The following is a 22,555-nucleotide window of genomic DNA, read 5'->3' on the forward strand; positions in this document are numbered from 1 at the left end:
GCAGACCCGGCGTGATCCGCTGGGCACAGACCTACCGGGAGCTACCGCAGGAGGCCGCAGTGACGGTGCTGCACTTCGACTCGCCGATGTCCGACGACGAGCGTCGGGCACGGCTCTTCGCCGGGGACCTGTTCGTCTACTCGCCGACGCCGCACTCGATGGCGCTGGTCGCCTTCGCACGGCAGATGACCGAGACCGCGTTCGCGCCGCACTTCCCGCCGGAGGCCCAGCACCACCTGGCCGGCCCGGACTACGTCTCGGTGCTGGCCGAGCTGAAGCCCAGCTTCATCAACCACCCGCGCAGCGCCGAACTCGTCCGGGGGCTCCTCGCCGACCTCGGCGCCGACCCGGTGCAGACCTACTTCGACGTGCCCCGGCTGCGCTCGATGACCAGTGAGTACCTCAACGCGGGGCTGACGCTCCAGTTCGAGTCGCACCGGGACACCTGGTTCTCCGCACCGATGTCCCAGCTCAACTTCTGGATCCCGGTGTACGACGTGACCGAGGCCAACGTGATGGCCTTCCACCCGAGATACTTCGACACCGGGGTGCGGAACAGTTCCAGGGACTACAACTACGCGCAGTGGGTGGCGAACGGCCGGACCGCCGCCGCCGCACAGGTGAACGCCGAGACCCGCCGGCAGCCCGGGCTGGAACAGGAGCTGGAGCGGGAGCCCGACCTGCGGGTGATCACGCCGCCCGGCGGGGTGCTGGTCTTCTCCGGCGCCCAGCTACACACCACCGTGCCGAACACCTCCGGCCGGACCCGGTTCTCCATCGACTTCCGCGCGGTCAACCTGCACGACGTGCGGGCCCGGGCCGGTGCCCGCAACGTCGACTCGGAGTGCACCGGCACCACGCTGGGCGACTTCCGCCGGGCCACCGACCTGGCGCCGCTGCCGGCCGAGCTGGTCGAGTCGTACGACACCGTGCCGGCCTGAGCCGGCGCCGGCCGACCCGGGTCAGGTGGCGGCGGGTTCGACCAGTTCCACCAGTACGCCGCCGGCGTCCCGGGGATGCACGAAGTTGACCCGGGAGCCGGCGGTACCGCGTTTCGGTGTCTCGTAGAGCACCCGTACGCCCCGGTCGCGCAGGGCCGCGCAGGCGGCGTCGACGTCCGCCACCCGGTACGCGACCTGTTGCACCCCCGGCCCGCTGCGGTCCAGGAACTTCGCGATGGTGGAGTCCGGGGTCAGCGGGGCGAGCAGTTGCACGCAACCGCCGGCCGGCGTCGGGCCGACCCGGAGCATCGCCTCCCGGACCCCCTGCTCGGGGTTGGTCTCGGTGTGCACGCAGCGCATCCCGAAGACCCGCTGGTAGAACTCGATCGCCACGTCCAGGTCCGGCACGGCCACCCCGACGTGATCGATGCCGAGCAGGCCGATGCCTGTGAGATAGTCGGCAGCGGGGGCATCCGGGTTGTCGTCGTCCACCAGGCTAGTCTGACCTAACCGACGTTAAGGCGCTCCCTCAGGTCCCCCGGAGGCGACAGTTCCCATGGCATCCGTGATCGTCAACGGCGCCCGTACCCCGATGGGTCGGCTGCTCGGCAACCTCAAGGGCTTCCCGGCGACCAAGCTCGGCGGCATCGCCATCCGGGCCGCCCTGGAGCGCTCCGGGGTCCCCGCCGACCAGGTGCAGTACGTGATCATGGGGCAGGTGCTCCAGGCCGGCGCCGGGCAGATCCCGGCCCGGCAGGCGGCGGTGGAGGCGGGCATCCCGATGTCCGTACCGGCGCTCACGATCAACAAGGTCTGCCTCTCCGGCCTGGACGCGATCGCCCTGGCCGACCAGCTCATCCGGGCCGGCGAGTTCGACATCGTGGTGGCCGGCGGCATGGAGTCGATGACCAACGCTCCGCATCTGCTGCTCGGTCAGCGGGCCGGCTACAAGTACGGCGACGTGACCGTGCGGGACCACATGGCGCTGGACGGCCTCACCGACCCGTGGGACTGCTGCGCGATGGGCGAGTCCACCGAGCGGCACAACGCCCGGCACGCGATCAGCCGGGCCGAGCAGGACGCCTTCGCCGCGGCCAGCCACCAGCGGGCCGCCGCCGCGCAGAAGAACGGCGCGTTCGCCGAGGAGATCGTCCCGGTGACGGTGCCGCAGCGCAGGGGCGACCCGTTGGTGATCAGCGAGGACGAGGGCGTACGCCCGGACACCACGGCCGAGTCGCTGGCCCGGCTGCGCCCGGCGTTCACCCCGGACGGGACGATCACGGCCGGCACTTCCTCGCCGATCTCCGACGGTGCCTGTGCCGTGCTGGTGATGAGCAAGGCGAAGGCGAAGGCGCTGGGGCTGACCTGGCTGGCCGAGATCGGCGCGCACGGCAACGTCGCCGGTCCGGACAACTCGCTGCACTCGCAGCCGGCGAACGCGATCGCGCACGCGCTGCGTAAGGCCGGGCTCGGCGTCGGCGACCTCGACCTGATCGAGATCAACGAGGCGTTCGCGCAGGTGGGCATCAAGTCGACCCGGGACCTCGGTGTCTCCGACGAGATCGTCAACGTCAACGGCGGCGCGATCGCGCTGGGCCACCCGATCGGGATGTCCGGGGCCCGCCTGGTGCTCACCCTGGCGATGGAGTTGCGCCGCCGGGGCGGCGGTACGGGCGCGGCGGCGCTCTGCGGCGGCGGTGGCCAGGGCGACGCGCTGATCGTGCACGTGCCGGGACAGGCCGGCGGGCGGGAGTGACCGCAGCGTCGGCCGGGGACCGGCCCGCGCCGCAACCGGCCGGGCCGCAGCAGCCGGCGCCGGATCCGGCGGGACGGCGGTCGGCGGAGCCGCAGCAGTCGGGACAGTGGTCGGCGGAGCCGCGCCGGGCGGGGCAGCAGCCGGCCGGCCCGGCCGGGTCGGTGCGGCGCAGCCGGGACGTGCCGATGCTGGTGGACCGGGCCCGACAGGGGGATCCCCGGGCGGTGGCCCGGCTGATCACCCTGGTCGAGTCCGGTGACGAACTGCTGCCGCAGGTCGCGGCGGCACTCGCGCCGTACACCGGGCGGGCCCAGGTGATCGGGCTGACCGGGTCGCCCGGGGTGGGGAAGTCGACCACCACCAACGAACTGGTCCGGGCGCTGCGGGCCCGGGACCACCGGGTCGGGGTGCTCGCGGTCGATCCGTCCAGCCCGTTCACCGGCGGGGCGATCCTCGGCGACCGGGTCCGGATGCAGGACCATGCCACCGACCCCGGCGTCTACATCCGGTCCATGTCCAGCCGGGGGCACCTGGGCGGGCTGGCGGCGGCCACCCCGCAGGCGGTCCGGGTGCTGGAGGGGGCCGGCTGCGACGTCGTACTGGTGGAGACCGTCGGCGTCGGCCAGGCCGAGGTGGAGGTGGCTTCGCTGGCCGACACCACCCTGGTGCTGCTGGCGCCGGGGATGGGCGACGCGATCCAGGCGGTCAAGGCCGGCATCCTGGAGATCGCCGACGTGTTCGTGGTGAACAAGGCCGACCGGGACGGCGCCGACGCCACCGTGCGGGACATCAACGGCATGATCGCGCTGGGCGAGCGCGGCCCCGGGCAGTGGCGACCGCGCGTGGTGCGTGCGGTGGCGTCCCGGGGCGAGGGGATCGACGACCTGGTCACGGCGGTGGAGAAGCACCACGGCTGGCTGGTCGAGCACGGCGAGCTGCGCCGCCGGCGGGAGGTGCGGGCCGCCGCCGAGGTCGAGGCGATCGCGCTGGGCACCCTCCGGGACCGGATCGGCTCGCTCCGCGCGGGTACGTCGCTCGCGGCGCTCGCCGCCCGGGTGGCCGACGGCTCGCTCGACCCGTACGCGGCAGCCGGTGAGCTGCTGGACCAGCTCGGCCGGGCCACCGGCTGACGGCACTGGCGGTCAGGGGTGCAGGGCGGCACCCTTCAGCACCTTGTCGACGGCGTTCTTCGGCCCGTGCACGGCCAGCCCCACCAGGTCGAGATGGTCCCGCCCGACCGCCCGGACGGCGGCCCGGTTGTCCCGGTCGTTGCCGGTGCCGAAGAGCTGCTCGGTGAAGACGGCGACCCGCATCCCCCGGTCGACGGCCCGCCGGTGCGCGCCGACCAGGACGTCCCGGTCGCCGGTGAAGACCAGCACCGGCTGGCGGAACATCGGTAGGTAGCGGGTGCCGTCGGCGTCCAGGTAGTCGGCGCCGAGCAACTCCGGCTCCGCCCCGGCGACACCGCTGGTCAGGAACGCCGTGACGTTGAGCCGTTGCCAGGTCGCGAGGTCGTCCCGGAGCACTATGGCGATCTTGGTATCGAAGCGGACCCGGGCCGGCTCCGGTCCGGCCGTCGGGGCGGCTGCGGTCATCGAGGATCCTCCTTGGTCGGTCGGTCGGACCGATCCTGTCCCGGTTCCGCCGGCCGGTCTTGTACGTTCCTCGCACCCGCCCGGCCCGGTCGCCGCCGGTCGGGTACCCGGTCGCCGTGCGCCACGCCACCCGTCGGCGGCTCGCGGGCCAGACTCGACAGAGCCGAGAATGTGTCAGTTCCGCCGCTGGTTCGCCCACGGCGGATAGGCTCCGTCAACGCCGACGGCGCCGTGCAGGCCGTCGAGACCAGGGGAGAGAGACGAGAATGACCGAGGTTCAGAACGATTCCGGCCAGGCCCCGGAGACCGCACCGGCGGCGGCGCCGAGGGGCGGCACCGAAGTGTCCGAAGAGGTCATCGAGAAGATCGCCGGTACGGCGGCCCGCTCGGTGCCCGGCGTCGCCGATCTCGGTGGCGACGTCGCCCGGTTCTTCAACAGCGTGCTGGACAAGGTCGGCCTGGACGAGGTGGGTGACGCCGGGCGGGGCGTCTCGGCCGAGGTGAAGGGGACCAGCGCGACCATCAAGATCGTGCTGGTGATCGAGGCCGGTCACGTCGTACAGGAGGTGACCGAGGCGGTCCGGGCGAAGGTCATCGAGGCGGTGGAGAAGTACGGCCTGACGGTCGCCGAGGTGAACGTCAAGGTGGACGACATCGAGCTGGACAACCCGGCGGCCGCCGGGGCCTGACCACGCGGTGGGTAGCGCCCGACCGTGCGGCCGGGCCGGTGCCCGACTCCCGGTCGCGCGGGTCCGGCCGGGACCGCGGTCTCGCTCGGCATGACCGGCTGACCGGCCGCAATCGCCGTGATCAGGGATCTTCCGCCCGGAATCGCGCCCGCCTCGGTGCCGGAAGATCCCTCGATCGCGGGTTACCGCAGCCTTGATCGCGGGCTACCTTAGCGATCGTTCAGGGTCCCCTCTACACTCGGGCTCAGTCGAGGAGCGCGAGGAGGCCCCCTGCGATGAACGCCGAGGAGATCGCCGCCGGTCGAGCCCGCTGGCAGGCCCGGTACGACGCGGCACGCAAGCGGGAGGCGGACTTCACCACCCTCTCCGGGATGCCCGTCGACCCGGTCTACGGCCCACCCGAGGGGAGCGCCGACCCACGGTTCGCCCGGATCGGCTGGCCGGGCGAATACCCGTACACCCGGGGGTTGTATCCGACCGGCTACCGGGGGCGGACCTGGACGATCCGGCAGTTCGCCGGCTTCGGCAACGCCCGGCAGACCAACGAGCGCTACCGGATGATCCTCGGCGCGGGTGGCGGCGGGCTCTCCGTCGCCTTCGACATGCCGACCCTGATGGGCCGGGACTCCGACGACCCGCAGGCGCTCGGCGAGGTCGGGCACTGCGGCGTCGCCATCGACTCGGCCGCCGACATGGAGGTGCTCTTCGACGGCATCGACCTGGCCGCCGTCACCACCTCGATGACCATCTCCGGGCCGGCGGTGCCGGTCTTCTGCATGTACCTGGTCGCCGCCGAGCGGCAGGGCGCGGACATCTCCACGCTGGACGGCACCCTCCAGACGGACATCTTCAAGGAGTACATCGCGCAGAAGGAGTGGCTCTTCGACCCCGAGCCGCACCTGCGGCTGATCGCCGACCTGATGGAGTACTGCGCCCGGGAGATCCCGCGCTACAAGCCGCTGTCGGTCTCCGGCTACCACATCCGGGAGGCCGGGTCGACCGCCGCGCAGGAGTTGGCGTACACCCTGGCGGACGGGTTCGGATACGTCGAGCTGGGGCTGAGCCGGGGGCTGGACGTCAACCTCTTCGCGCCCGGGCTGAGCTTCTTCTTCGACTCGCACGTCGACTTCTTCGAGGAGATCGCCAAGTTCCGGGCCGCCCGCCGGATCTGGGCCCGCTGGCTGCGCGAGGTGTACGGCGCCACCGACGAGCGGGCACTCTGGCTGCGCTTCCACACCCAGACCGCCGGGGTGTCGCTGACCGCCCAGCAGCCGGTCAACAACGTGGTGCGTACCGCCGTCGAGGCGCTGGCCGCGGTGCTCGGCGGCACCAACTCGCTGCACACCAACGCGCTGGACGAGACCCTCGCGCTGCCCACCGACTCGTCGGCGGAGATCGCGTTGCGTACCCAGCAGGTGCTGATGGAGGAGACCGGGGTCGTGAACGTGGCCGACCCGCTCGGCGGCTCCTGGTACGTGGAGGCGCTGACCGACAAGATCGAGGCGGAGGCGGAGGAGATCTTCGCCCGGATCCGGCAACTCGGCGGCGACGGCCCGCACCCGATCGGCCCGATGACCTCCGGCATCCTGCGCGGCATCGAGGACGGCTGGTTCACCGGCCAGATCGCCGAGTCGGCCTTCGTCTACCAGCAGGCGCTGGAGAAGGGCGACAAGAAGATCGTCGGCGTCAACTGCCACACCGGTACGGTCGCCAAGGAGCTGGAGATCCTGCGGGTCTCGCACGAGGTGGAGCTGGAGCAGCGGCGGATGCTCGCCGACCGCAAGGCCGGCCGGGACGCGCGCGCGGTCACCGAGGCGCTGACCCGGATGGTCGAGGTCGCCCGGACCGACGGGAACCTCATCCCGCCGATGCTGGCCGCGGTACGCGCCGAGGCCACCCTCGGGGAGATCTGCGACGCGCTCCGCGCCGAGTGGGGTGTCTACCGCGAACCGGCCCGGTTCTGATTCGCCGGGTTGGCATCTGTCGGGCAGCGGCGGTTGGGCGGGGTTCGCGACGCCGCGTGCGAGACTAGGGAACCATGAGCGACCCACGGATCACCTCGTCGATCTTCACCCGCGGCGCGGTCGACCTCGGCGCGCTGCGCGCCGCACAGACACCCGCGAAGCCGGCGGCAGCAGCCACCCCGCAGGCCGGTCCCGGCGTCCCCGGCGGGACGCCGCCGAGCACACCTCCCGGGAGCGGAGGTGGAGTCGCGGTGATCGACGTCACCGAAGCCACGTTCCAGTCCGAGGTGCTGGAACGCTCCCTCACCACCCCAGTGGTGATCGACTTTTGGGCCGAGTGGTGCGAGCCCTGCAAGCAGCTCTCCCCGGTGCTGGAACGGCTGGCCGTCGAGGGCGCCGGTGCCTGGGTGCTGGCCAAGGTCGACGTCGACGCCAACCAGCGGCTCGCGCAGATGTTCCGGGTGCAGAGCATCCCGATGGTCTACGCGGTGGTGGGCGGCCAGCCGGTCGACGCCTTCGCCGGAGTGGTGCCCGAGGCGCAGTTGCGGCAGTGGATCGGCGCCGTACTCAAGGCCGGCGGGGTCTCGGTCGAGGCACCGGAGGACCCCCGGCTCAGCGAGGCCGACGAGGCACTGATCAGCGGCGACCTGGACGCGGCCGAGCGGGCGTACAAGAAGATCCTCTCGGACGCGCCGTCGGACACGGCGGCCGAGGCAGGTCTGGCGCACGTCGCGCTGGCCCGCCGGGTGAGCGGTGCGGACCCGGCGGCGGCGCTGGCCGCGGCCGAGGCGGGCCCCGACGACGTACCGGCACAGTTGCTCGCCGCCGACATCGAGGTGCTCAGCGGTCAGGCCGAGCAGGCGTACGCCCGGCTGGTCGACCTGGTCCGTCGGACGGCCGGCGATGACCGGGAGGCGGCCCGGCAGCACCTGGTGTCCCTGTTCACCATCGCCGGTCCGGACGATCCTGCGGTGGCCAGCGCCCGGAGGGCGCTCTCACGTGCGCTCTTCTAGACAATAGGCAGTACGAGCGCGCGTGCCGGCCTGGCAGCCGCGATACCGGACGGGAGCACAGTATGCGCCGGATCGCCGTCCTGGACGCCCCGTCCAACCTGGGCCTGCGTCCGCCGACCCCCACGTCGGTGCCGGGCTGCGCCAAGGCACCGGGCGCGCTGCGTGACCACGACCTGATCGCCCGGCTCGCGGCCCGGGACGCCGGCTGTCTCACCCCGCCCCGGTACGACCCAGGCGACTGGCGTCCCGGGGACGGGGTGTGCCACGCCGGCTCGATCGCGCACTACTCGATGGAGCTGGCCGAGCGGATCGGCGGCATCATCGACCAGGGCGAGTTCCCGCTGGTGCTCGGGGGGGACTGCTCGATCCTGCTCGGCTCGGCGCTCGCCATGCACCGGCTGGGCGAGGCGGTCGGCGGCCGGATCGGCCTGGTCTTCGTGGACGGCCACTCCGACTTCCGGCACCCGGGCAACGCCTCCTACGTGGGTGCGGCGGCAGGTGAGGACCTGGCCCTGGTCACCGGGCGGGGCCAGGCCGATCTGGCGGCGATCGAGGGGCGCCGGCCGTACTTCCGGGACATCGACGTGGTGGTGCTCGGCATCCGCGCCCACGACGAGTACCGGCTCGACCTCCAGGCGGCCGGCATCGTCACCCGGCCGGTGCCGGCGCTGCGGGTCGAGGGGGCGTCCCGGACCGCCCAGTGGGCGCACGACCAGTTGACCGACTGCGCCGGCTACTGGGTCCACGTCGACGTCGACGTGCTCGATCCGGCGGTGATGCCCGCGGTGGACGCGCCGGACCCGGGCGGGATCGCCTTCGCCGAGCTGGAACTGCTGCTGGCCGGGCTGGTGGACACCCCGCACTGCCTGGGAGTGGAGATCACCGTCTTCGACCCTGACTACGACCCGGAGGGGACCTACGCGGCCGAGATCGTCGACACGCTGGTCGCCGGCCTGGCCCCGGTCGCCGCGCCCGAGGCGGTGCCGCCCCGGCTGACCCCGGGCCGACCGACCACCCCCGGCCTGGGCCCGACCGTCCCGGGGCCTCGTACCGTTTCCCCCGTCATGCCGACGGCGCCTTCCCCCACCCTGCCGACGGCGCCGGCCACCGCCCGCCGGGGAGTACCGGCGGTGGAATTTCCCGCCTTCTCCCGGCCCTCCCCGGCCGCGACGGCGCTCGGTGCGGTACCGGTACCGGAGGCGGCCGAGCCTGCCGAGTCGCCGGTTGCCGGGTCGGCCGGTACGCCCCTCGGTGAGTCGGATGGTCCGCCGGACGCGCGGGCGGGACGGGACGAGTTCGGCACCGACCTCGAGCCGGAGGATCGTGCGGCGGTTCGATCGGCTGCGGACCCCATGCAGAGTGCCGGGTCGAACGGCGCCAACCGACGCCGGTCTGAGGTACCCGATCTGTCCGCTCGCTGGTCGGAGCCGGTCGGCCCACCCGCTTCGGCCGGTCCGGGCCGGCTTCGCCGCAGCCCGTCACCTCCGGTCGAGGAGTCGGCCGCCGAGGCTTCGCCGAGCCCTGGTCCGGCCGACGATGGGTCCGCAGCGCCGGGTGAGGCGCCGACCCGTGACCCAGGGCCGGGGTCGGCGGCGGAGATCGCCTGAGATCGACGGCTCACCATTGGCTGGCCACATGGCCGGTCACCTCGCCGGCCCGTCGATGGGCGCTGAGCGCCGGGCCGGGCTTATCCGGCCGTCCGACTGTCGAGCTGGGTGCACAGACGGGGCACCGGAACGCTGCTGGTCACAGTGCTGCCAGCCGGCACTGCCGGCCGCGGCGGCCGGCCGAGACCCTGCGCGGGATCCGGTGCTGGTCTGCCGGGGCCCGAGAGGTGTGCCGGGGCCCGAGATTGTGCCGGGTTGCCGAGGCCTCGCGCGGGATCCGGTGCTGGTCTGCCGGGGCCCGAGAGGTGTGCCGGGTCGCCGAGACCGTCCAGGGCTGCCGGGTGGTGTGCGTGGGCGCATAAGCGGGGCAGCTCGACAGTCTCGTGATCCGAGGCCGGTCGGGAGTCGCCGGCAGCGGGCCGGCACTCGGGCGCTCCGGTTGACAGGAACTGGCTATGCTAACTAGCTTCTATGCTGTGGAAGATAGCAAGCCGTCCCGTCCGGGGAAAGCTTGGCACAGGTCGCGCGGTGCCTAGGGTCGGACTCTCCACCACGGCCGTGGTCAGCGCGGCGATCCAGGTGATCGACGAGCAGGGCGTCGATGCCCTGACCCTGGCGGCTGTCGCCGCACGCACCGGAGTCGCTCCGCCCTCGCTCTACAAGCACGTCGCCGGCCTCGCCGAGCTGCGCACCCTGGTCGGGATCCGGGTGATCACCGAGATGACCGACCGGTCCGTGGCGGCCGTGCTGGGCCGCAGCGGCGACGAGGCGGTGGCGGTGCTGCTGCGCACCTACCGCGACTACGTCCGGGAGTACCCGGCCCGGTACGCCGCGATGCCGGCCGATCCACTGCACGATCCGGCCATGGTCGAGGCCGGTACCCGGATGTTGCAGGTCTTCCTCGCCACGCTGCGCGAGTACGGGCTCACCGACTCGGCGGCGATTCACGCCACCCGGTGCGGCCGGGCCATCGCGCACGGATTCGCCTCGCTGGAGGCCAGCGGCGGCTTCGGGCTGTCGGAAGATCTGGACGAGACGTACGAGCAACTGATCGCGATGTACGTCGCCAGTCTGCCGCGTCGCTGACTCCGCCGCGTCGCTGACTTTTGGCTGATCGCGCCCGGGCAACCGGGGCAGCGGAGCCGATCTGGTTCCGGTAATGTGCCCGAACGTTCACCTTTCCTGAGAAAGTCCTGAGAGGAATAGACCATGTCCACAACCGCCGCCGGTCCGGCCGTCGGGCAGAAGTCCTGGCTCGTCGCGGTGCTGCTCTGCCTCTTCCTCGGCACCATCGGCGTGCACCGGTTCTACGTCGGCAAGATCGGCACCGGCATCCTGATGATCCTGACGTTCGGCGGGTTCGGCATCTGGACGCTGATCGACCTGATCATGATCCTGGTCGGCAAGTTCAACGACAAGCAGGGCCTGGCGCTCGCCCGCTGAGGCGACCCGCACCGACGGCCGGGGCGGTCCGGGGACAGATCCCCGTCGACCGCCCCGGCCGGCGCGTTTGCGCAGGCCGCGCTCTTGTGCTCAGCCGAGGCCGCGGAGGAACTTCTCGGCGATCGGCACGGCGGTCGCCGTACTCGACCCGCCCTTCTCGACGAAGACCGCGAACGCGACATCCCCCTGCCAGCCCACGAACCAGGCGTGGGTGTGCGCCGGGTTGTCGTCGTACTCGGCGGTGCCGGTCTTGCCGTACACCGGGTCGCCCGGTACGTCGGCCAGCGCGCTGCCGGTCCCCCTGGTGACCACCTCGCGCATCATCGTGCGAAGCGGCTCGACCGAGCCGGCCTTCAGCTGCGGGCCGGGCGGCGCGGGCTCACCCGGTGCCGGCTCCAGCACCAGCTTCGGCTGTTGCCACTGGCCACGGGCGACCCCGGCGGTCGCCGCGGCCATCGCCAGCGGGCTGACCACGGTGGTGCCCTGGCCGAAGGCGGCCGCCGCCCGCTCGGCCGCCGACCCGCCCGCCGACACCTTGCCGCTGAACGCGTCGATCCCGAGCTTCCAGTCGGCCTCCAGCCCCAGGCTCCGGCCGGCGTTCGCCAGCCCGTCCGGCCCCAGCTTCGGGGCCAGCGCGGCGAACGCGGTGTTGCAGGAGCGGGCGAAGTCGGTCCGGAACGGCACCGTGCCGAGGGCGAAGTTGTCGGAGTTCTTGAACGAACGGCCGTCCACGGTGAACGTCTTCGGGCAGGCGACCGGCCCGTCCAGGCTGACCGCCCCGATGTCGAGCAGGCCGAGCGCGCTGACCATCTTGAAGGTCGAGCCCGGCGGGACCTGGGCGGTGAAGGCCAGGTTCTCGGCGCTGCCGCCGTTCGCCGCGGCGAGTACCGCGCCGTCGCCGATCCGTACCGCGACCAGGGCGGCCCGCTGCCGGGACCCGCGCACGGCGTCGTCGGCGGCGTTCTGCGTCGGCACGTCGAGAGTGGTCTTCAGGGGTACGCCGGCCTGCGGCTCGCGCCGGAACACCTCGGTACCGGTCGGCGTGACCGTGCCGTCCGGACGCTTGCTGGCGATGATCACGCTCAGTCCGACCCCGCCACGCAACTGCTTGTCGTACCGACCCTGTAGGCCGCCGTGGCCGACCAGGTCACCGGACTCGAAGAGCCCGGGGTTGGCAGCCATGTCGTCGGCCAGCACCGGGTCGACCGAGCCGAGCAGCGCCCGGGCGAAGTCCCGGGTCGGCGCGAGTTCGCGCTGTTCGTCGCGGAACTTCGTGCCCGGCAGGTCGTAGATGCGTGGTTTGATCTGGAGGTACGCCTCCCGGCGCAGGGTCACCACGTCGACGAAGGCGTCCGGTTTCGCCTCCCGCATCCGGGTCGGCAGGTCGGTCAGGTCGACCGGCGGGGTGATCGGCGGCCGGATCGCCTTGAACGCCGCGTCGAGCTGCCGCACCAGGCCGGGTACGTCGGTCACCTCGCTGGGCTGTACACCGACGAGTACCACCGGCCGGGGCGACACGACGGGCTTGCCGGCCCCGTCGGTCACTGCCGCGCGCCGGGCGGGAAGCCGGCGCACGGCCAGCTCGTCGCCGCGGGTCAGGCGCGGCTCGACGACCCTCGGTTCCCAGATCACCTGCCACTCGTCGTCCTCACCACGCTTGAGGTGGATCTCCGACGGGTACGTCCAGTGCGTGTCACCAGGCAATGTCCAGTCGACCCGTACCGTCGCGGTCGCGCTGTCTTCTGTGATCTTCGCCTCGCCCTCCCGGCGGAGCTTCGGCGGCGTCTTGGCCAGTTCGCCGGAGAGCTGCTTGATCTCCTCGGCCACCTCGTCGGCCGGTACCCGATCACCCGCCGGGTTGCGGAATCCGACCTTGTTGAGATCGCCACCGAGCCAACCGGTCAGGAACGTGTCGACCGCGCGGTCCGGGCCGTCCGAGTCCGAGCATCCGGCCAGGGCCCCGGCGGCGAGCAGCACGCCGGTCAGCACGGCGGCCGTCCCCCGACGGGTGGTTTGTCGGGACAGCGGGCGTTGGGACGGGTTCGGGAAGCGCATGCCGCGATTACCTTCCAGGTCGGCGCACCGCCGGAGGTTGCTCCGGCAGCAGACCGACGGTAGTACGCGGTGCCGAATCGCGGCTGCCCCGGTGCTGCCCGCGAGGTTTGCGCCACGCCCACTTCGGGCGCTCCGGTGCTGGTCAGAGCAGGTATGGCCGTCCGCTCCGGTCCGGATCGCGGGTCCGGCGGGGCGGATCGGGTGATGGCCGAGCGTGCGTGGGTACTCCGACGCGGGCGTGTCGGGCGTCCGCAACGGATGAAAGGACAGATCCCAGATCCGACATCCGGCCGCCGGTCCACCGGCAGAGAGGCTTATCGGTAGGGCCTAGTCTGGGGCGGAGAGTGACCCACGGCGTGGTGGGTCGAGGGGAGTGGCACGATGGACCGGCGTCCGGCGATCACACCGGAACCCGTTCTCCGGCCGGCGAATGCCAGCCGAGACGACAGCTACGACGCGGCGATCGACGACGACGGGGCGGGCTCTGGACTCGCCTCCGGCGCGACCGGCGTGCCGGGGGCCAGCATCGACACTCTCTACGATCTCGGACTGCCCCCGGAGGCCCTCGTCGACGACGTCGAGGACGCGGATCTGGACGAACCGGTACCGAACGCCGAGCGGCTGGTCGCCCAGGCGGTGGCGCTGGCCGGCGACGACCACGATGCGGCCACGCTCGTCGACCGGTTCTGGCGGTTCGCCCCGGACGAGGAGCTGATCGGCTTCACCCCGGCGGAGATGCTCGCCGCCGCGAAGGCACACCGGGAACTCGCCCAGCAGCGGGTGCCGGGCGAACTCAAGCTGCGGATCCACGAGCCGGACGAGGAGCAGCAGCACACCGTAATTGAGATAGTTACGGATGATATGCCGTTTTTGGTGGACTCCATTACGGCGCTGCTGACCGGGCACCACCTCGACGTGCACATGCTGGTGCACCCGCTGGTGGTGGTCCGACGTGAGCCACTCGGGAGGTTGACCGAGGTCGCCGCCGACGTCGAACCGGACGACGCGATCGACGGTGACATCGTCGAGAGTTGGATGAGAATCGAGATCGATCCGGTACGCGGCGCAGCGGACCGGGACCGATTGCGCGCCGAGTTGCAGCGGGTGCTCACCGACGTACGCGAGGCGGTGGAGGACTGGCCCAAGATGCGGCAGCGCGCCCTCTCCCTTGCCGACGAACTGGCCGCCGCACGCACCTCGGAGAACCGCCCACCCGTACCCGAAAAGGACATCACCGACTCGGTGGAGCTGCTCCGCTGGCTGGCGCACGAGCACTTCACCTTCCTCGGCTACCGCGAGTACCGGTTGGTCGACGCCGAGAACGGTCCGGCGCTGGAGGCGATCCTCGGCACCGGGCTGGGCATCCTGCGCCAGGACTCCACCACGCCCCGGGCCCTCTCCTCGATGACCCCCGAGGCGCACCAGAAGGTGACCGAGAAGCGCCTGCTCATCATCACCAAGGCCAACTCCCGGGCCACGGTGCACCGGTCGGCCTATCTGGACTACATCGGTTTCAAGGTGTTCGACGAGCGCGGTGAGGTGGTGGGGGAGCGCCGTTTCCTCGGCCTGCTCGCCACGGCGGCGTACCGGACCAGCGTCCGCGAGCTGCCGGTGGTCCGGCGCAAGGTCGCCGAGGTGCTGGACCGGTCCGGGCTCAGCCCGCGCAGCCACTCCGGCAAGGACCTGTTGCAGATCCTGGAGACCTATCCCCGGGACGAACTCTTCCAGATCAAGACCGACGACCTCTACCACGCCGTCGTCGGGGTGCTCCGGATGGCGGGCCGCCGGCAGCTCCGGGTCTTCCTGCGCCGCGACGGGTACGGCCGGTTCATCTCCTGCCTGATCTACCTGCCCCGGGACCGGTTCACCACCCAGAACCGGCTGCGCATGCAGGAGATCCTGCTCCGCGAGCTGAACGGGATCGGCGTCGACTACACCACCCGGGTCACCGAGTCGATGCTGGCCCGGGTGCACTTCATCGTCCGGACCGATCCGGCCAGCCCGCCCGGCGAGGTGGACGCCGACCTGCTCGCCGAGGAACTCGCCGACGCGACCCGGCTCTGGGACGACGACTACCGGCTGGTGCTGGAGCGCAAGCTCGGCGACGAGCAGGCCAAACGGCTCTTCACCCGGTACGCCGACGCGTTCCCGGAGGGCTACAAGGACGGGCACACCCCGTACGAGGCGATGAAGGACCTCGCCAAGCTGGAACTGCTGGAGGAGCCGGGCCAGCTCGAGATGCACATGTTCCGCAAGCAGCAGCCGGTCCGGCCGGGCGGCCCCGCCCCGGCCACCGCGGTCGAGGACGTCCGGTTCAAGGTCTACCGGTACGGCGAGCCGATGGTGCTCTCCGCGGTGCTCCCGGTGCTGCACTCCCTCGGCGTACGGGTGGTCGACGAGCACCCGTACGAGGTGGACCGGATCGACGGCCGGATCTACCTCTACGACTTCGGCCTCGAACTGCCGGACGGCGCCCGGGACCTGGCCGAGGTACGCCCGCACGTGGAGAATGCCTTCTCCGCCACCTGGCGCGGTGAGGCCGAGGTCGACGGCTTCAACGAGTTGGTGCTGCGCGGCGGGCTCACCTGGCGGCAGGTGGTGGTGCTGCGGGCGTACGCGAAGTACCTGCGACAGGCCGGCACGGTCTTCTCGCAGGACTACATGGAGTCCACCTTCATCGCGTACCCGCAGGTCGCCGCCTCGCTGGTGGAACTCTTCGAGGTGCGGTTCTCGCCGACGATCGGGCTGGGCGCGGAGGAGCGCAACCTGCGCGGCAAGGAACTGGTCACCTCGATCAACCAGCAGCTCGACGACGTGAGCAGCCTGGACCAGGACCGGATCCTCCGGTCGTACCTGACGCTGATCCAGGCGACCCTGCGGACCAGCTTCTACCAGCGGCGCACCGACGGGCGACCCAAGTCGTACGTCGCGTTCAAGCTCGACCCGCAGATGGTGCCCGACCTGCCGGCGCCCCGGCCGAAGTACGAGATCTTCGTCTACTCGCCGCGCTTCGAGGGCGTACACCTGCGGTTCGGGCCGGTGGCCCGGGGCGGTATCCGCTGGTCGGACCGGCGGGAGGACTTCCGGACCGAGGTGCTCGGCCTGGTCAAGGCGCAGATGGTGAAGAACGCCGTGATCGTGCCGGTGGGTGCGAAGGGCGGCTTCGTGCTCAAGCAGAAGCCGGGCGACCGGGACGAGGCGGTCGCCTGCTACCAGGGCTTCATCTCGGCCATGCTGGACGTGACCGACAACCTGGTCGGCGGGCAGGTCGTGCCGCCGTCCGACGTGGTCCGGCACGATGCCGACGACCCCTACCTGGTGGTGGCGGCCGACAAGGGAACGGCGAGTTTCTCCGACATCGCCAACGAGATCTCGGTACGCAACGGCTTCTGGCTGGCCGACGCGTTCGCCTCCGGCGGCTCCGCCGGCTACGACCACAAGAAGATGGGGATCACCGCCCGGGGTGCCTGGGAGTCGGTGAAGCGGCACTTCCGGGACATGGGGATCGACACCCAGACCCAGGACTTCACGGTGGTCGGCGTCGGCGACATGTCCGGGGACGTCTTCGGCAACGGGATGCTGCTCTCCGAGCACATCAGGCTGGTGGCCGCATTCGACCACCGGCACATCGTGCTGGACCCGGACCCCGACCCGGCCACCTCGTACGCGGAGCGCCGCCGGCTCTTCGACCAGCCGCGTTCCTCCTGGGCGGACTACAACGCGGAACTGCTCTCCGAAGGCGGTGGGATCTATCCGCGTACCGCGAAGTCGATCCCGATCAGCCCGCAGGTCCGTGCGGTGCTCGACCTCGGCGACGGCGTCGAGTCGATGTCGCCGCAGGAGCTGATGAAGGCGATCCTCTCCGCCCCGGTCGACCTGTTCTGGAACGGCGGGATCGGCACCTACGTCAAGGCGTCGTCGGAGTCGAACGCCGAGGTCGGGGACAAGTCCAACGACGCGATCCGGGTGGACGGCCGGGACCTGCGCTGCCGGGTGGTCGGCGAGGGCGGCAACCTGGGCTTCACCCAGGTCGGCCGGATCGAGTACGCCCTGGCCGGCGGCCGGATCTTCACCGACTTCATCGACAACGCGGCCGGGGTGGACACCTCGGACCACGAGGTCAACATCAAGATTCTGCTCGGTGCGGCGGTGGCCGATGGCGAGCTGAGCGTGCCGGACCGGGACGCGCTGCTGGCCGAGATGACCGAGGAGATCGCCCAGCTCGTGCTCCGGGACAACTACGACCAGGCCCGGGCGATCGGCAACGCGCTGGCCCAGGCGGCCTCGCTGCTGCCGGTGCACCGCCGGATGATCTCCGACTTCGAGCGGGCCGGTCACCTCAACCGGGAGCTGGAGGCGCTGCCGCCGGACGAGGAGCTGGCGACCCGCACCGACACCGGGCTGACCGCGCCGGAGTTCGCGGTGCTGCTGGCGTACGTCAAGATCGTGCTGGAGCGGGAGATCCTGGCCGACCGGCTGCCGGACGAGGAGTGGACCTTCGAGGTGCTCTCCAACTACTTCCCGACCCCGTTGCGCGAGCGGTACGCCGACCGGATGCCGGAGCATCGGTTGCACCGGGACATCGTCACCACCGTACTGGTCAACGAGGCGGTGAACCGGGGCGGCATCTCGTTCATCTACCGGGTGGTGGAGGAGACCGGCGCCACCCCCGCCGACGTGATCCGGGCGTACGTGGTGGTCCGCGAGGTGTTCGGGCTGCGGGAGATCTGGGCCGACATCGAGGCGCTGGACAACAGGGTGCCGACCGAGGTGCAGACGACGGTCTACCTGGACACCCGGCGGCTGCTCGACCGGGCCGTCCGGTGGCTGGTCACCAACCGCCGCTCGCCGATCGACGTGCCGGCCGAGACGGCCCGGCTGCGCGACGGGGTCTCCCGGCTCCTGCCCGAACTCGGCAACCTGTTCTACGGCAGCGAGCGCGAGGCGCTGGAGGCGCACGTCGAGATGTGCGTGCGGCGCGGCCTGTCCCAGGACCTGGCCGAGCGCTCCACCCGGCTGATGTACAGCTTCGGCCTGCTCGACGTGGTGGAGACGGCGAAGGTGACCGGGCGGGACGTCGGCGAGGTGGCGGCGGTCTACTTCGTACTCTCCGACCGGTTCCGGGTCGACTCGCTGTTGTCGAAGATTTCGCTGCTGCCCCGGGAGGACCGCTGGCAGACGCTGGCCCGGATGGCGCTGCGCTACGACCTCTACGCCGCGCTGGCCGCGCTCACCGCCGAGGTGCTGGGCGGGACCTCCGCCGACCTGCCGCCGGACGAGCGGGTACAGGAGTGGGAGCGGTCGAACTCGATCTCGATCGGCCGTACCCGCAAGGCGATGGGGGAGTTCGACGAGTCCCGGGCCGACCTGGCCGCGCTCTCCGTACTGCTGCGGCAGATCCGTACCCTGGTCCGGACCTCGGCGGCCGGCTGAGCAGGTAGCCGCGTCGGCGGCGTACGGGGCCGGGGCCGTCGGTCCGAGTACGCTGCCGCCCCGGCCGGTCGCCGGGACGGCAGGAGGCTCGGTCAGGGAATCCGGGTGGCGGAGACGATCACGTTGTTGCGGTAGCTGCGTTTCTTGCGGTCGAAGGTGCCGCCGCAGGTCACAAGCTGGAGCTGGGCGGTGTCCGCCGCGCCGTAGACCAGTTCGGACGGAAACGACGTCTTCGGGTACGACTTCACCGCGTCCACCGCGAACCGGACGACCTTGCCGTCCTTCCGGGTGACCTCGACCCGGTCGCCCCGTTTGAGCGCGCCGAGCCGGAAGAAGACCGCCGGGCCCGTCGCCGCCGAGTCGACATGCCCGACCAAGACCGCGTTACCGAACTCGCCGGGGCTGGCCCCCGCGTTGTACCAGCCGGCGAGCTTGGCCTGCTTGAACGGCGGCACCTGCACGGTCCCGTCGTCGTTCACTCCGACCGACATGATCTTCGCGTTCACCTTGATCTTCGGAATGGTGATCCTGACCGGCTCCGAGCGCGGCAGTTCCGCCGGCTGGGGCGGCTCGGCGGTCGGCGTGCCCGGCTGGCCGGTCGGGGTGCCCGGCTGGCCGGTCGGGGTGCCCGGCTGGCCGGACGGTGCGCCCGGAACCGGTGACGACGACGGCAGCGGTTCCGCGGTCCACTCGGGCTGCGGCGTCGCCTCGCCGGCCTCGGTCTCGGCGGGCTGCGGCGGCTGCGCCGGCGCCGGGTTCAGGCCGGCGGTGAGCAGGGCGGTCCCGCTGAGTGCGAGCAGGACGACCAGGGTGACGCCGGCGGCACGCCACGGTTTCCCGTGCCGGCCGCCGGCGCGCCTGGTCGGCACGTCAGGCGAGTGAGCCATCGGTACGACGCCGGCGGATCATCAGGAAGCCACCGATCGCGGCCGCCCCCAGCAGGCCGGCTCCGGCAGCCGCCCGGCCCGAGTCGGTGCTGGCACCGCCGTCACCGCCGGGCACGGAACCGCGGGGCAGCACCACGATCTTGCCCGTTCCGTTGCACGCCCCCCAGGCCCGGTAGTGCCCGGGCTTGGTCTTGTGCGGCACCTTCGCCCAGGCCCAGTACTTGGCCTCGCCGTCGTTCGTGGCCTGGCCGCCCTGACCGTCGCTCGGCGGCTGCGGCTCGCCCCCGTCGGTCGGCGGCGTGTCGTCCCCGGGCTGGCTGGCCGGCGGGAGCGGTGGCTGCCCACCGTTGGGCGGGAGCGGTGGCTGCCCGCCGTTCGGCGGGAGCGGTGGCTGCCCGCCGTTCGGTGGGAGCGGTGGCTGCTCGCCGTTCGGTGGGAGCGGTGGCTGGCCGTCGTCGTCCGGCTGACCGTCGTCCGCCGGTGGGCGCTGCCTCTCCGGTACCCGGTCGCCATCCTCCGTGACGGGCTTGAGCCAGAGCTTGCCGGTGATCTTCGACGAAACCCAGGCCCTCTCCACCGGGTGCTCGCACTTCAAGATGATTTTGAACTTGTGTCCCGGCTTCACCCCCTTCGGCACCGTGTAGATGTGGCCCTTGTTCTCCCGCTCGTGTGGGGCGTCGTCCGCCAGAGCGGTTCCGGGCGCGCAGACCAGCAGGGACGCGGCACCGATGCCGGCGCCGGCCATCACCTTTCCCAGCAACTTCCTACTCATGACTCGTAGTCACTCCTTCCCCGTTGGTTTGCTCGGCGGCCAGCCGAGCCAGAACCGACGCTAGCTAGTTTGTGAAGTGATGTCGCGATTATGGGTGTTCCTTCCGAAAGCTCGCTTATGAGTGGTAGAGAGTGCTTCACGTCAAAGATGTCCGCATCGCCGGGCGGATACCTGTCCAACGTGACGGGGGACAGCGGCGCACCGCTGTCCCCCGAGGCCCGGACCTGCCGGGCGAGCGCCGTCCCGGCTACCCGGCGAGCCGGGCGAACGCGATCACGTTGTCCGGGTAGGAGCCGACCCGCTCGTCGAAGTCCCCGCCACAGGTCACCAGGCGCAACCCCGGCTCGTCGGTCGGGCCGTAGACGAGTTCGGTGGGAAAGGCCGTCTTCGGGTACGACTTCACGCCGTCCACCACGAAGGTGACCAGGCTGCCGTCCTTCCGGATCACCTCGATGGCGTCCCCCGGCAGCAGGGCGCCGAGCTGGAAGAAGACCGCCGGTCCGATCTCCTTCGAGTCGACGTGGCCGACGATCACGGAGTTGCCGGCCTCACCCGGCGTCGGACCCGGTTCGTACCAGCCGGCCAACTCCGCCTTTGCCAGCGGCGGCACCTGCACCATCCCGTCCGGGGTGAGCCCCACCGGCATGATGGTCGCGTTCACGCCGATCTTCGGAATCGTGATCTTGATCGGTTCCGACCTGGCCAGTACCGGCGCGGCGCTGGTGCCGCCTTCCCGTGCTGGCGTGGGTGACGGTGAGGTACCCAGGTCCGAGCCGGTCGCCGCCCGGTCCAGGTCGTTCGGTGCGGCACCGGCGCTCGGCTGCGGCGCCGAGGTCGGTTCCGGCGCGTTGAGGGCGGCTCCGATCAGGCCGGCGCCGACCAGGGCCAGGAGGGCGACGAGGACGGTGCCGGCGACGCGCCACGGCTTCCCGTGGCGGCCGCCGGCACCGCTCGCCGTCGCGTCAGGCCGCCGACTCATCGGTACGGCGCTGCCGCATCAGCACCAGTCCGCCGAGTCCGGCCAGCCCGAGCATCCCGACACCCGCGACCGCGAGGTTGTCGCCGCTGCCCGAGGTCGCTCCACCGTCACCGCCGTCGACCCAGCCCTTCGGCAGGATGATCAGCTCACCCTCGCCGCAGGAGCCCTTGAGCTCGTACGATCCCGGCTTGGCGTCCCAAGGGATGGTGACGCTGTTCCAGTACTCGTGGCCGGCCTTCCTGTCGGTCCAGCCGTCCTTCTCGTGCGTCCAGCCGTCCTTGCCGTCCTCGGCCTTTTTGCTCTCTTCCGAGTCGTGCTTGCTCGGCTCGGCCTTCTCCCAGCCGTGCCCGGAGTCGTAGGCCTTTTTGCTCTCTTCCGAATCGTGTCCACCGTCGTCCCGTGCCATCCCGCCGGTACCGCCCGGCGCCGCCGGTGCCGGTTGCCCGTTCGGCGGCTGGTAACCCTCGGCGGGCTGCTGAGGCGGGCCGCCCACCGAGGGGGACGGTACCGGTACCGAGTCGGCCGACGGGCCGGGTGCCGCCGGTGCCCTCTCGGCGGTCGACGGAGCGGATTCGGCACGGGGAGACCCGTTCTCCGCCGGAGCCGCCCCCTGCTTGTGCTCCTTGTAGCGGCGGTACTCGAGGTACTCCTGGTACTCCTTGTACCTCTGGAACTCCTGGTACTCGCGCTCCTTCTTGTAATCCTCCCCGCCCTGGTAGCCGCCTGAGTCCTCGGACTTGTCGGTGTATCCGCCGTCCTCGGCCTTCTTGTCGTCCTCCCAGCCGCCCTTGTTCTCTTCGGCCTTCTTGTTATCTTCGGCCTTCTTGTTATCTTCAGCCTTCTTGTTCTCCTCGGCCTTTTCGGCGGGCTTGTAGTCGTCCTTGTGGTCTTCGGGCTTCAGGTCCACCTTTCCGGTGATCTTCGACCACAACCAGGCATGCTTCTGCGCCTCGGGGCAGACCTCGACGAATTCGACCTTGTCCCCGGGCTTCGCCGCATGCGGTTTCGCGAAGACCCGACCAGAGCTGTCCTGCTGGTACCCCTCCGGGTGGTAGCCGCCGTCCGCGAGGGCGGCCGAGGGGGAGAAAACGAGTAGCGAAGCGCCGCCGAGGGCGGCTCCAGCGATCATCTTGCCGAGGAACTTCTTGGACATGACTTTCGTCATCCTTCCCTCTTGCCTCAGCTCGCCGGGAGACGAGCCATGACCGAGATTAACGAATTTGTGAGCTTTCATCGGATTTTCTCGGCTTTTACCCGAACGGGGGGAAGGCACCCGGAGGCGCTGCCTGGGGAACTCTGGTGGGTACCGGACGGCGCGCAGCCTGGCTGCGTCCGCTCGACGGGACAGCGCCGATTCCGCTACCGGGTCCCAGCTCGGGGGTAACGGGTGCCGAGCGGCGGTTGTGCCGTGATCGGGCCGC

16 protein-coding genes and 1 pseudogene are annotated in these 22,555 nt (G+C 71.3%); 10 read left to right on the forward strand and 7 right to left on the reverse strand.

Going from position 1 to position 22,555, the window contains the following annotated elements:
- Positions 1-11: 11 nt before the first annotated feature.
- Positions 12-941, forward strand: coding sequence for a hypothetical protein (locus tag R6Y94_RS06340; protein ID WP_318394824.1), 930 nt, complete (start codon positions 12-14; stop codon positions 939-941).
- A 21-nt stretch (positions 942-962) separates the two neighbouring features.
- On the opposite strand, the gene mce is transcribed toward R6Y94_RS06340, so the two are convergent.
- A complete protein-coding gene (gene mce / locus R6Y94_RS06345; protein WP_318394825.1) occupies positions 963-1,433 on the reverse strand; it encodes a methylmalonyl-CoA epimerase in 471 nt (156 codons plus the stop codon).
- Positions 1,434-1,497: 64 nt separating this feature from the next.
- On the opposite strand from mce, the gene R6Y94_RS06350 reads away from it, so the two are divergent.
- Positions 1,498-2,697: an acetyl-CoA C-acetyltransferase gene (locus R6Y94_RS06350; RefSeq protein ID WP_318394826.1), complete on the forward strand. Its 1,200-nt coding sequence runs from the start codon at positions 1,498-1,500 to the stop codon at positions 2,695-2,697.
- A gap of 185 nt (positions 2,698-2,882) precedes the next feature.
- Positions 2,883-3,827: a methylmalonyl Co-A mutase-associated GTPase MeaB gene (gene meaB / locus R6Y94_RS06355; protein WP_318395067.1), complete on the forward strand. Its 945-nt coding sequence runs from the start codon at positions 2,883-2,885 to the stop codon at positions 3,825-3,827.
- Between the two features lie 12 nt (positions 3,828-3,839).
- On the opposite strand, the gene R6Y94_RS06360 is transcribed toward meaB, so the two are convergent.
- Positions 3,840-4,292 carry a DUF2000 domain-containing protein gene (locus tag R6Y94_RS06360; RefSeq protein ID WP_318394827.1) on the reverse strand — a complete coding sequence of 151 codons (453 nt, stop codon included), beginning with the start codon at positions 4,290-4,292 and terminating at the stop codon, positions 3,840-3,842.
- A 266-nt stretch (positions 4,293-4,558) separates the two neighbouring features.
- Here R6Y94_RS06360 and R6Y94_RS06365 point away from each other — a divergent pair, with 266 nt between their 5' ends.
- The 6 genes and pseudogenes from R6Y94_RS06365 (at position 4,559) to R6Y94_RS06390 (ending at position 11,008) form a co-directional block, all read left to right on the forward strand.
- Positions 4,559-4,981: an Asp23/Gls24 family envelope stress response protein gene (locus tag R6Y94_RS06365; RefSeq protein WP_318394828.1), complete on the forward strand. Its 423-nt coding sequence runs from the start codon at positions 4,559-4,561 to the stop codon at positions 4,979-4,981.
- A 275-nt stretch (positions 4,982-5,256) separates the two neighbouring features.
- A complete protein-coding gene (locus tag R6Y94_RS06370; protein ID WP_318394829.1) occupies positions 5,257-6,945 on the forward strand; it encodes a methylmalonyl-CoA mutase in 1,689 nt (562 codons plus the stop codon).
- A gap of 74 nt (positions 6,946-7,019) precedes the next feature.
- Positions 7,020-7,958 (forward strand): tetratricopeptide repeat protein, encoded by a 939-nt coding sequence (locus R6Y94_RS06375; protein ID WP_318394830.1) that lies wholly within the window; start codon positions 7,020-7,022, stop codon positions 7,956-7,958.
- 62 nt (positions 7,959-8,020) lie between these two features.
- Positions 8,021-8,953 (forward strand): annotated as a pseudogene (locus tag R6Y94_RS06380) (arginase family protein); the annotation flags it as partial.
- Positions 8,954-10,093: 1,140 nt separating this feature from the next.
- A complete protein-coding gene (locus tag R6Y94_RS06385) occupies positions 10,094-10,651 on the forward strand; it encodes a TetR/AcrR family transcriptional regulator (protein WP_318394831.1) in 558 nt (185 codons plus the stop codon).
- A gap of 123 nt (positions 10,652-10,774) precedes the next feature.
- On the forward strand, positions 10,775-11,008 hold the full coding sequence (locus R6Y94_RS06390; protein WP_318394832.1) for a TM2 domain-containing protein: 234 nt from the start codon (positions 10,775-10,777) through the stop codon (positions 11,006-11,008).
- Positions 11,009-11,098: 90 nt separating this feature from the next.
- On the opposite strand, the gene R6Y94_RS06395 is transcribed toward R6Y94_RS06390, so the two are convergent.
- Positions 11,099-13,063: a penicillin-binding transpeptidase domain-containing protein gene (locus R6Y94_RS06395; protein WP_318394833.1), complete on the reverse strand. Its 1,965-nt coding sequence runs from the start codon at positions 13,061-13,063 to the stop codon at positions 11,099-11,101.
- Between the two features lie 381 nt (positions 13,064-13,444).
- Between R6Y94_RS06395 and R6Y94_RS06400 the strand changes: the two genes are divergently transcribed.
- Positions 13,445-18,496 carry an NAD-glutamate dehydrogenase gene (locus R6Y94_RS06400; protein ID WP_318394834.1) on the forward strand — a complete coding sequence of 1,684 codons (5,052 nt, stop codon included), beginning with the start codon at positions 13,445-13,447 and terminating at the stop codon, positions 18,494-18,496.
- A gap of 92 nt (positions 18,497-18,588) precedes the next feature.
- On the opposite strand, the gene R6Y94_RS06405 is transcribed toward R6Y94_RS06400, so the two are convergent.
- The 4 genes from R6Y94_RS06405 to R6Y94_RS06420 form a co-directional block, all read right to left on the reverse strand.
- Positions 18,589-19,365, reverse strand: a complete 777-nt coding sequence (locus R6Y94_RS06405; protein ID WP_318395068.1) for a class F sortase — start codon at positions 19,363-19,365, stop codon at positions 18,589-18,591.
- A 1-nt stretch (position 19,366) separates the two neighbouring features.
- The gene (locus R6Y94_RS06410; RefSeq protein WP_318394835.1) at positions 19,367-20,155 is read right to left on the reverse strand and encodes a hypothetical protein; all 789 of its coding nucleotides are present in this window, start codon (positions 20,153-20,155) and stop codon (positions 19,367-19,369) included.
- A gap of 247 nt (positions 20,156-20,402) precedes the next feature.
- Positions 20,403-21,134: a class F sortase gene (locus tag R6Y94_RS06415; RefSeq protein ID WP_318394836.1), complete on the reverse strand. Its 732-nt coding sequence runs from the start codon at positions 21,132-21,134 to the stop codon at positions 20,403-20,405.
- The gene (locus R6Y94_RS06420; protein WP_318394837.1) at positions 21,118-22,287 is read right to left on the reverse strand and encodes a hypothetical protein; all 1,170 of its coding nucleotides are present in this window, start codon (positions 22,285-22,287) and stop codon (positions 21,118-21,120) included. Before R6Y94_RS06420 ends, R6Y94_RS06415 begins: the two co-directional genes overlap by 17 nt.
- Positions 22,288-22,555: the final 268 nt, after the last annotated feature.

Source organism: Plantactinospora sp. KLBMP9567, from assembly GCF_033446045.1.
Classification (GTDB): Bacteria; Actinomycetota; Actinomycetes; order Mycobacteriales; family Micromonosporaceae; genus Plantactinospora.

What these genes read in the sequence shown, in the direction of transcription:
- R6Y94_RS06350 (WP_318394826.1), top strand. Translation starts at nt 1,498, where the DNA reads ATGGCATCCGTGATCGTCAACGGCGCCCGTACCCCGATGGGTCGGCTG.
- meaB (WP_318395067.1), top strand. Translation starts at nt 2,883, where the DNA reads ATGCTGGTGGACCGGGCCCGACAGGGGGATCCCCGGGCGGTGGCCCGG.
- R6Y94_RS06360 (WP_318394827.1), bottom strand. Translation starts at nt 4,292, where the DNA reads ATGACCGCAGCCGCCCCGACGGCCGGACCGGAGCCGGCCCGGGTCCGC.
- R6Y94_RS06365 (WP_318394828.1), top strand. Translation starts at nt 4,559, where the DNA reads ATGACCGAGGTTCAGAACGATTCCGGCCAGGCCCCGGAGACCGCACCG.
- R6Y94_RS06370 (WP_318394829.1), top strand. Translation starts at nt 5,257, where the DNA reads ATGAACGCCGAGGAGATCGCCGCCGGTCGAGCCCGCTGGCAGGCCCGG.
- R6Y94_RS06375 (WP_318394830.1), top strand. Translation starts at nt 7,020, where the DNA reads ATGAGCGACCCACGGATCACCTCGTCGATCTTCACCCGCGGCGCGGTC.
- R6Y94_RS06390 (WP_318394832.1), top strand. Translation starts at nt 10,775, where the DNA reads ATGTCCACAACCGCCGCCGGTCCGGCCGTCGGGCAGAAGTCCTGGCTC.
- R6Y94_RS06395 (WP_318394833.1), bottom strand. Translation starts at nt 13,063, where the DNA reads ATGCGCTTCCCGAACCCGTCCCAACGCCCGCTGTCCCGACAAACCACC.
- R6Y94_RS06400 (WP_318394834.1), top strand. Translation starts at nt 13,445, where the DNA reads ATGGACCGGCGTCCGGCGATCACACCGGAACCCGTTCTCCGGCCGGCG.
- R6Y94_RS06410 (WP_318394835.1), bottom strand. Translation starts at nt 20,155, where the DNA reads ATGAGTAGGAAGTTGCTGGGAAAGGTGATGGCCGGCGCCGGCATCGGT.
- R6Y94_RS06415 (WP_318394836.1), bottom strand. Translation starts at nt 21,134, where the DNA reads ATGAGTCGGCGGCCTGACGCGACGGCGAGCGGTGCCGGCGGCCGCCAC.
- R6Y94_RS06420 (WP_318394837.1), bottom strand. Translation starts at nt 22,287, where the DNA reads ATGTCCAAGAAGTTCCTCGGCAAGATGATCGCTGGAGCCGCCCTCGGC.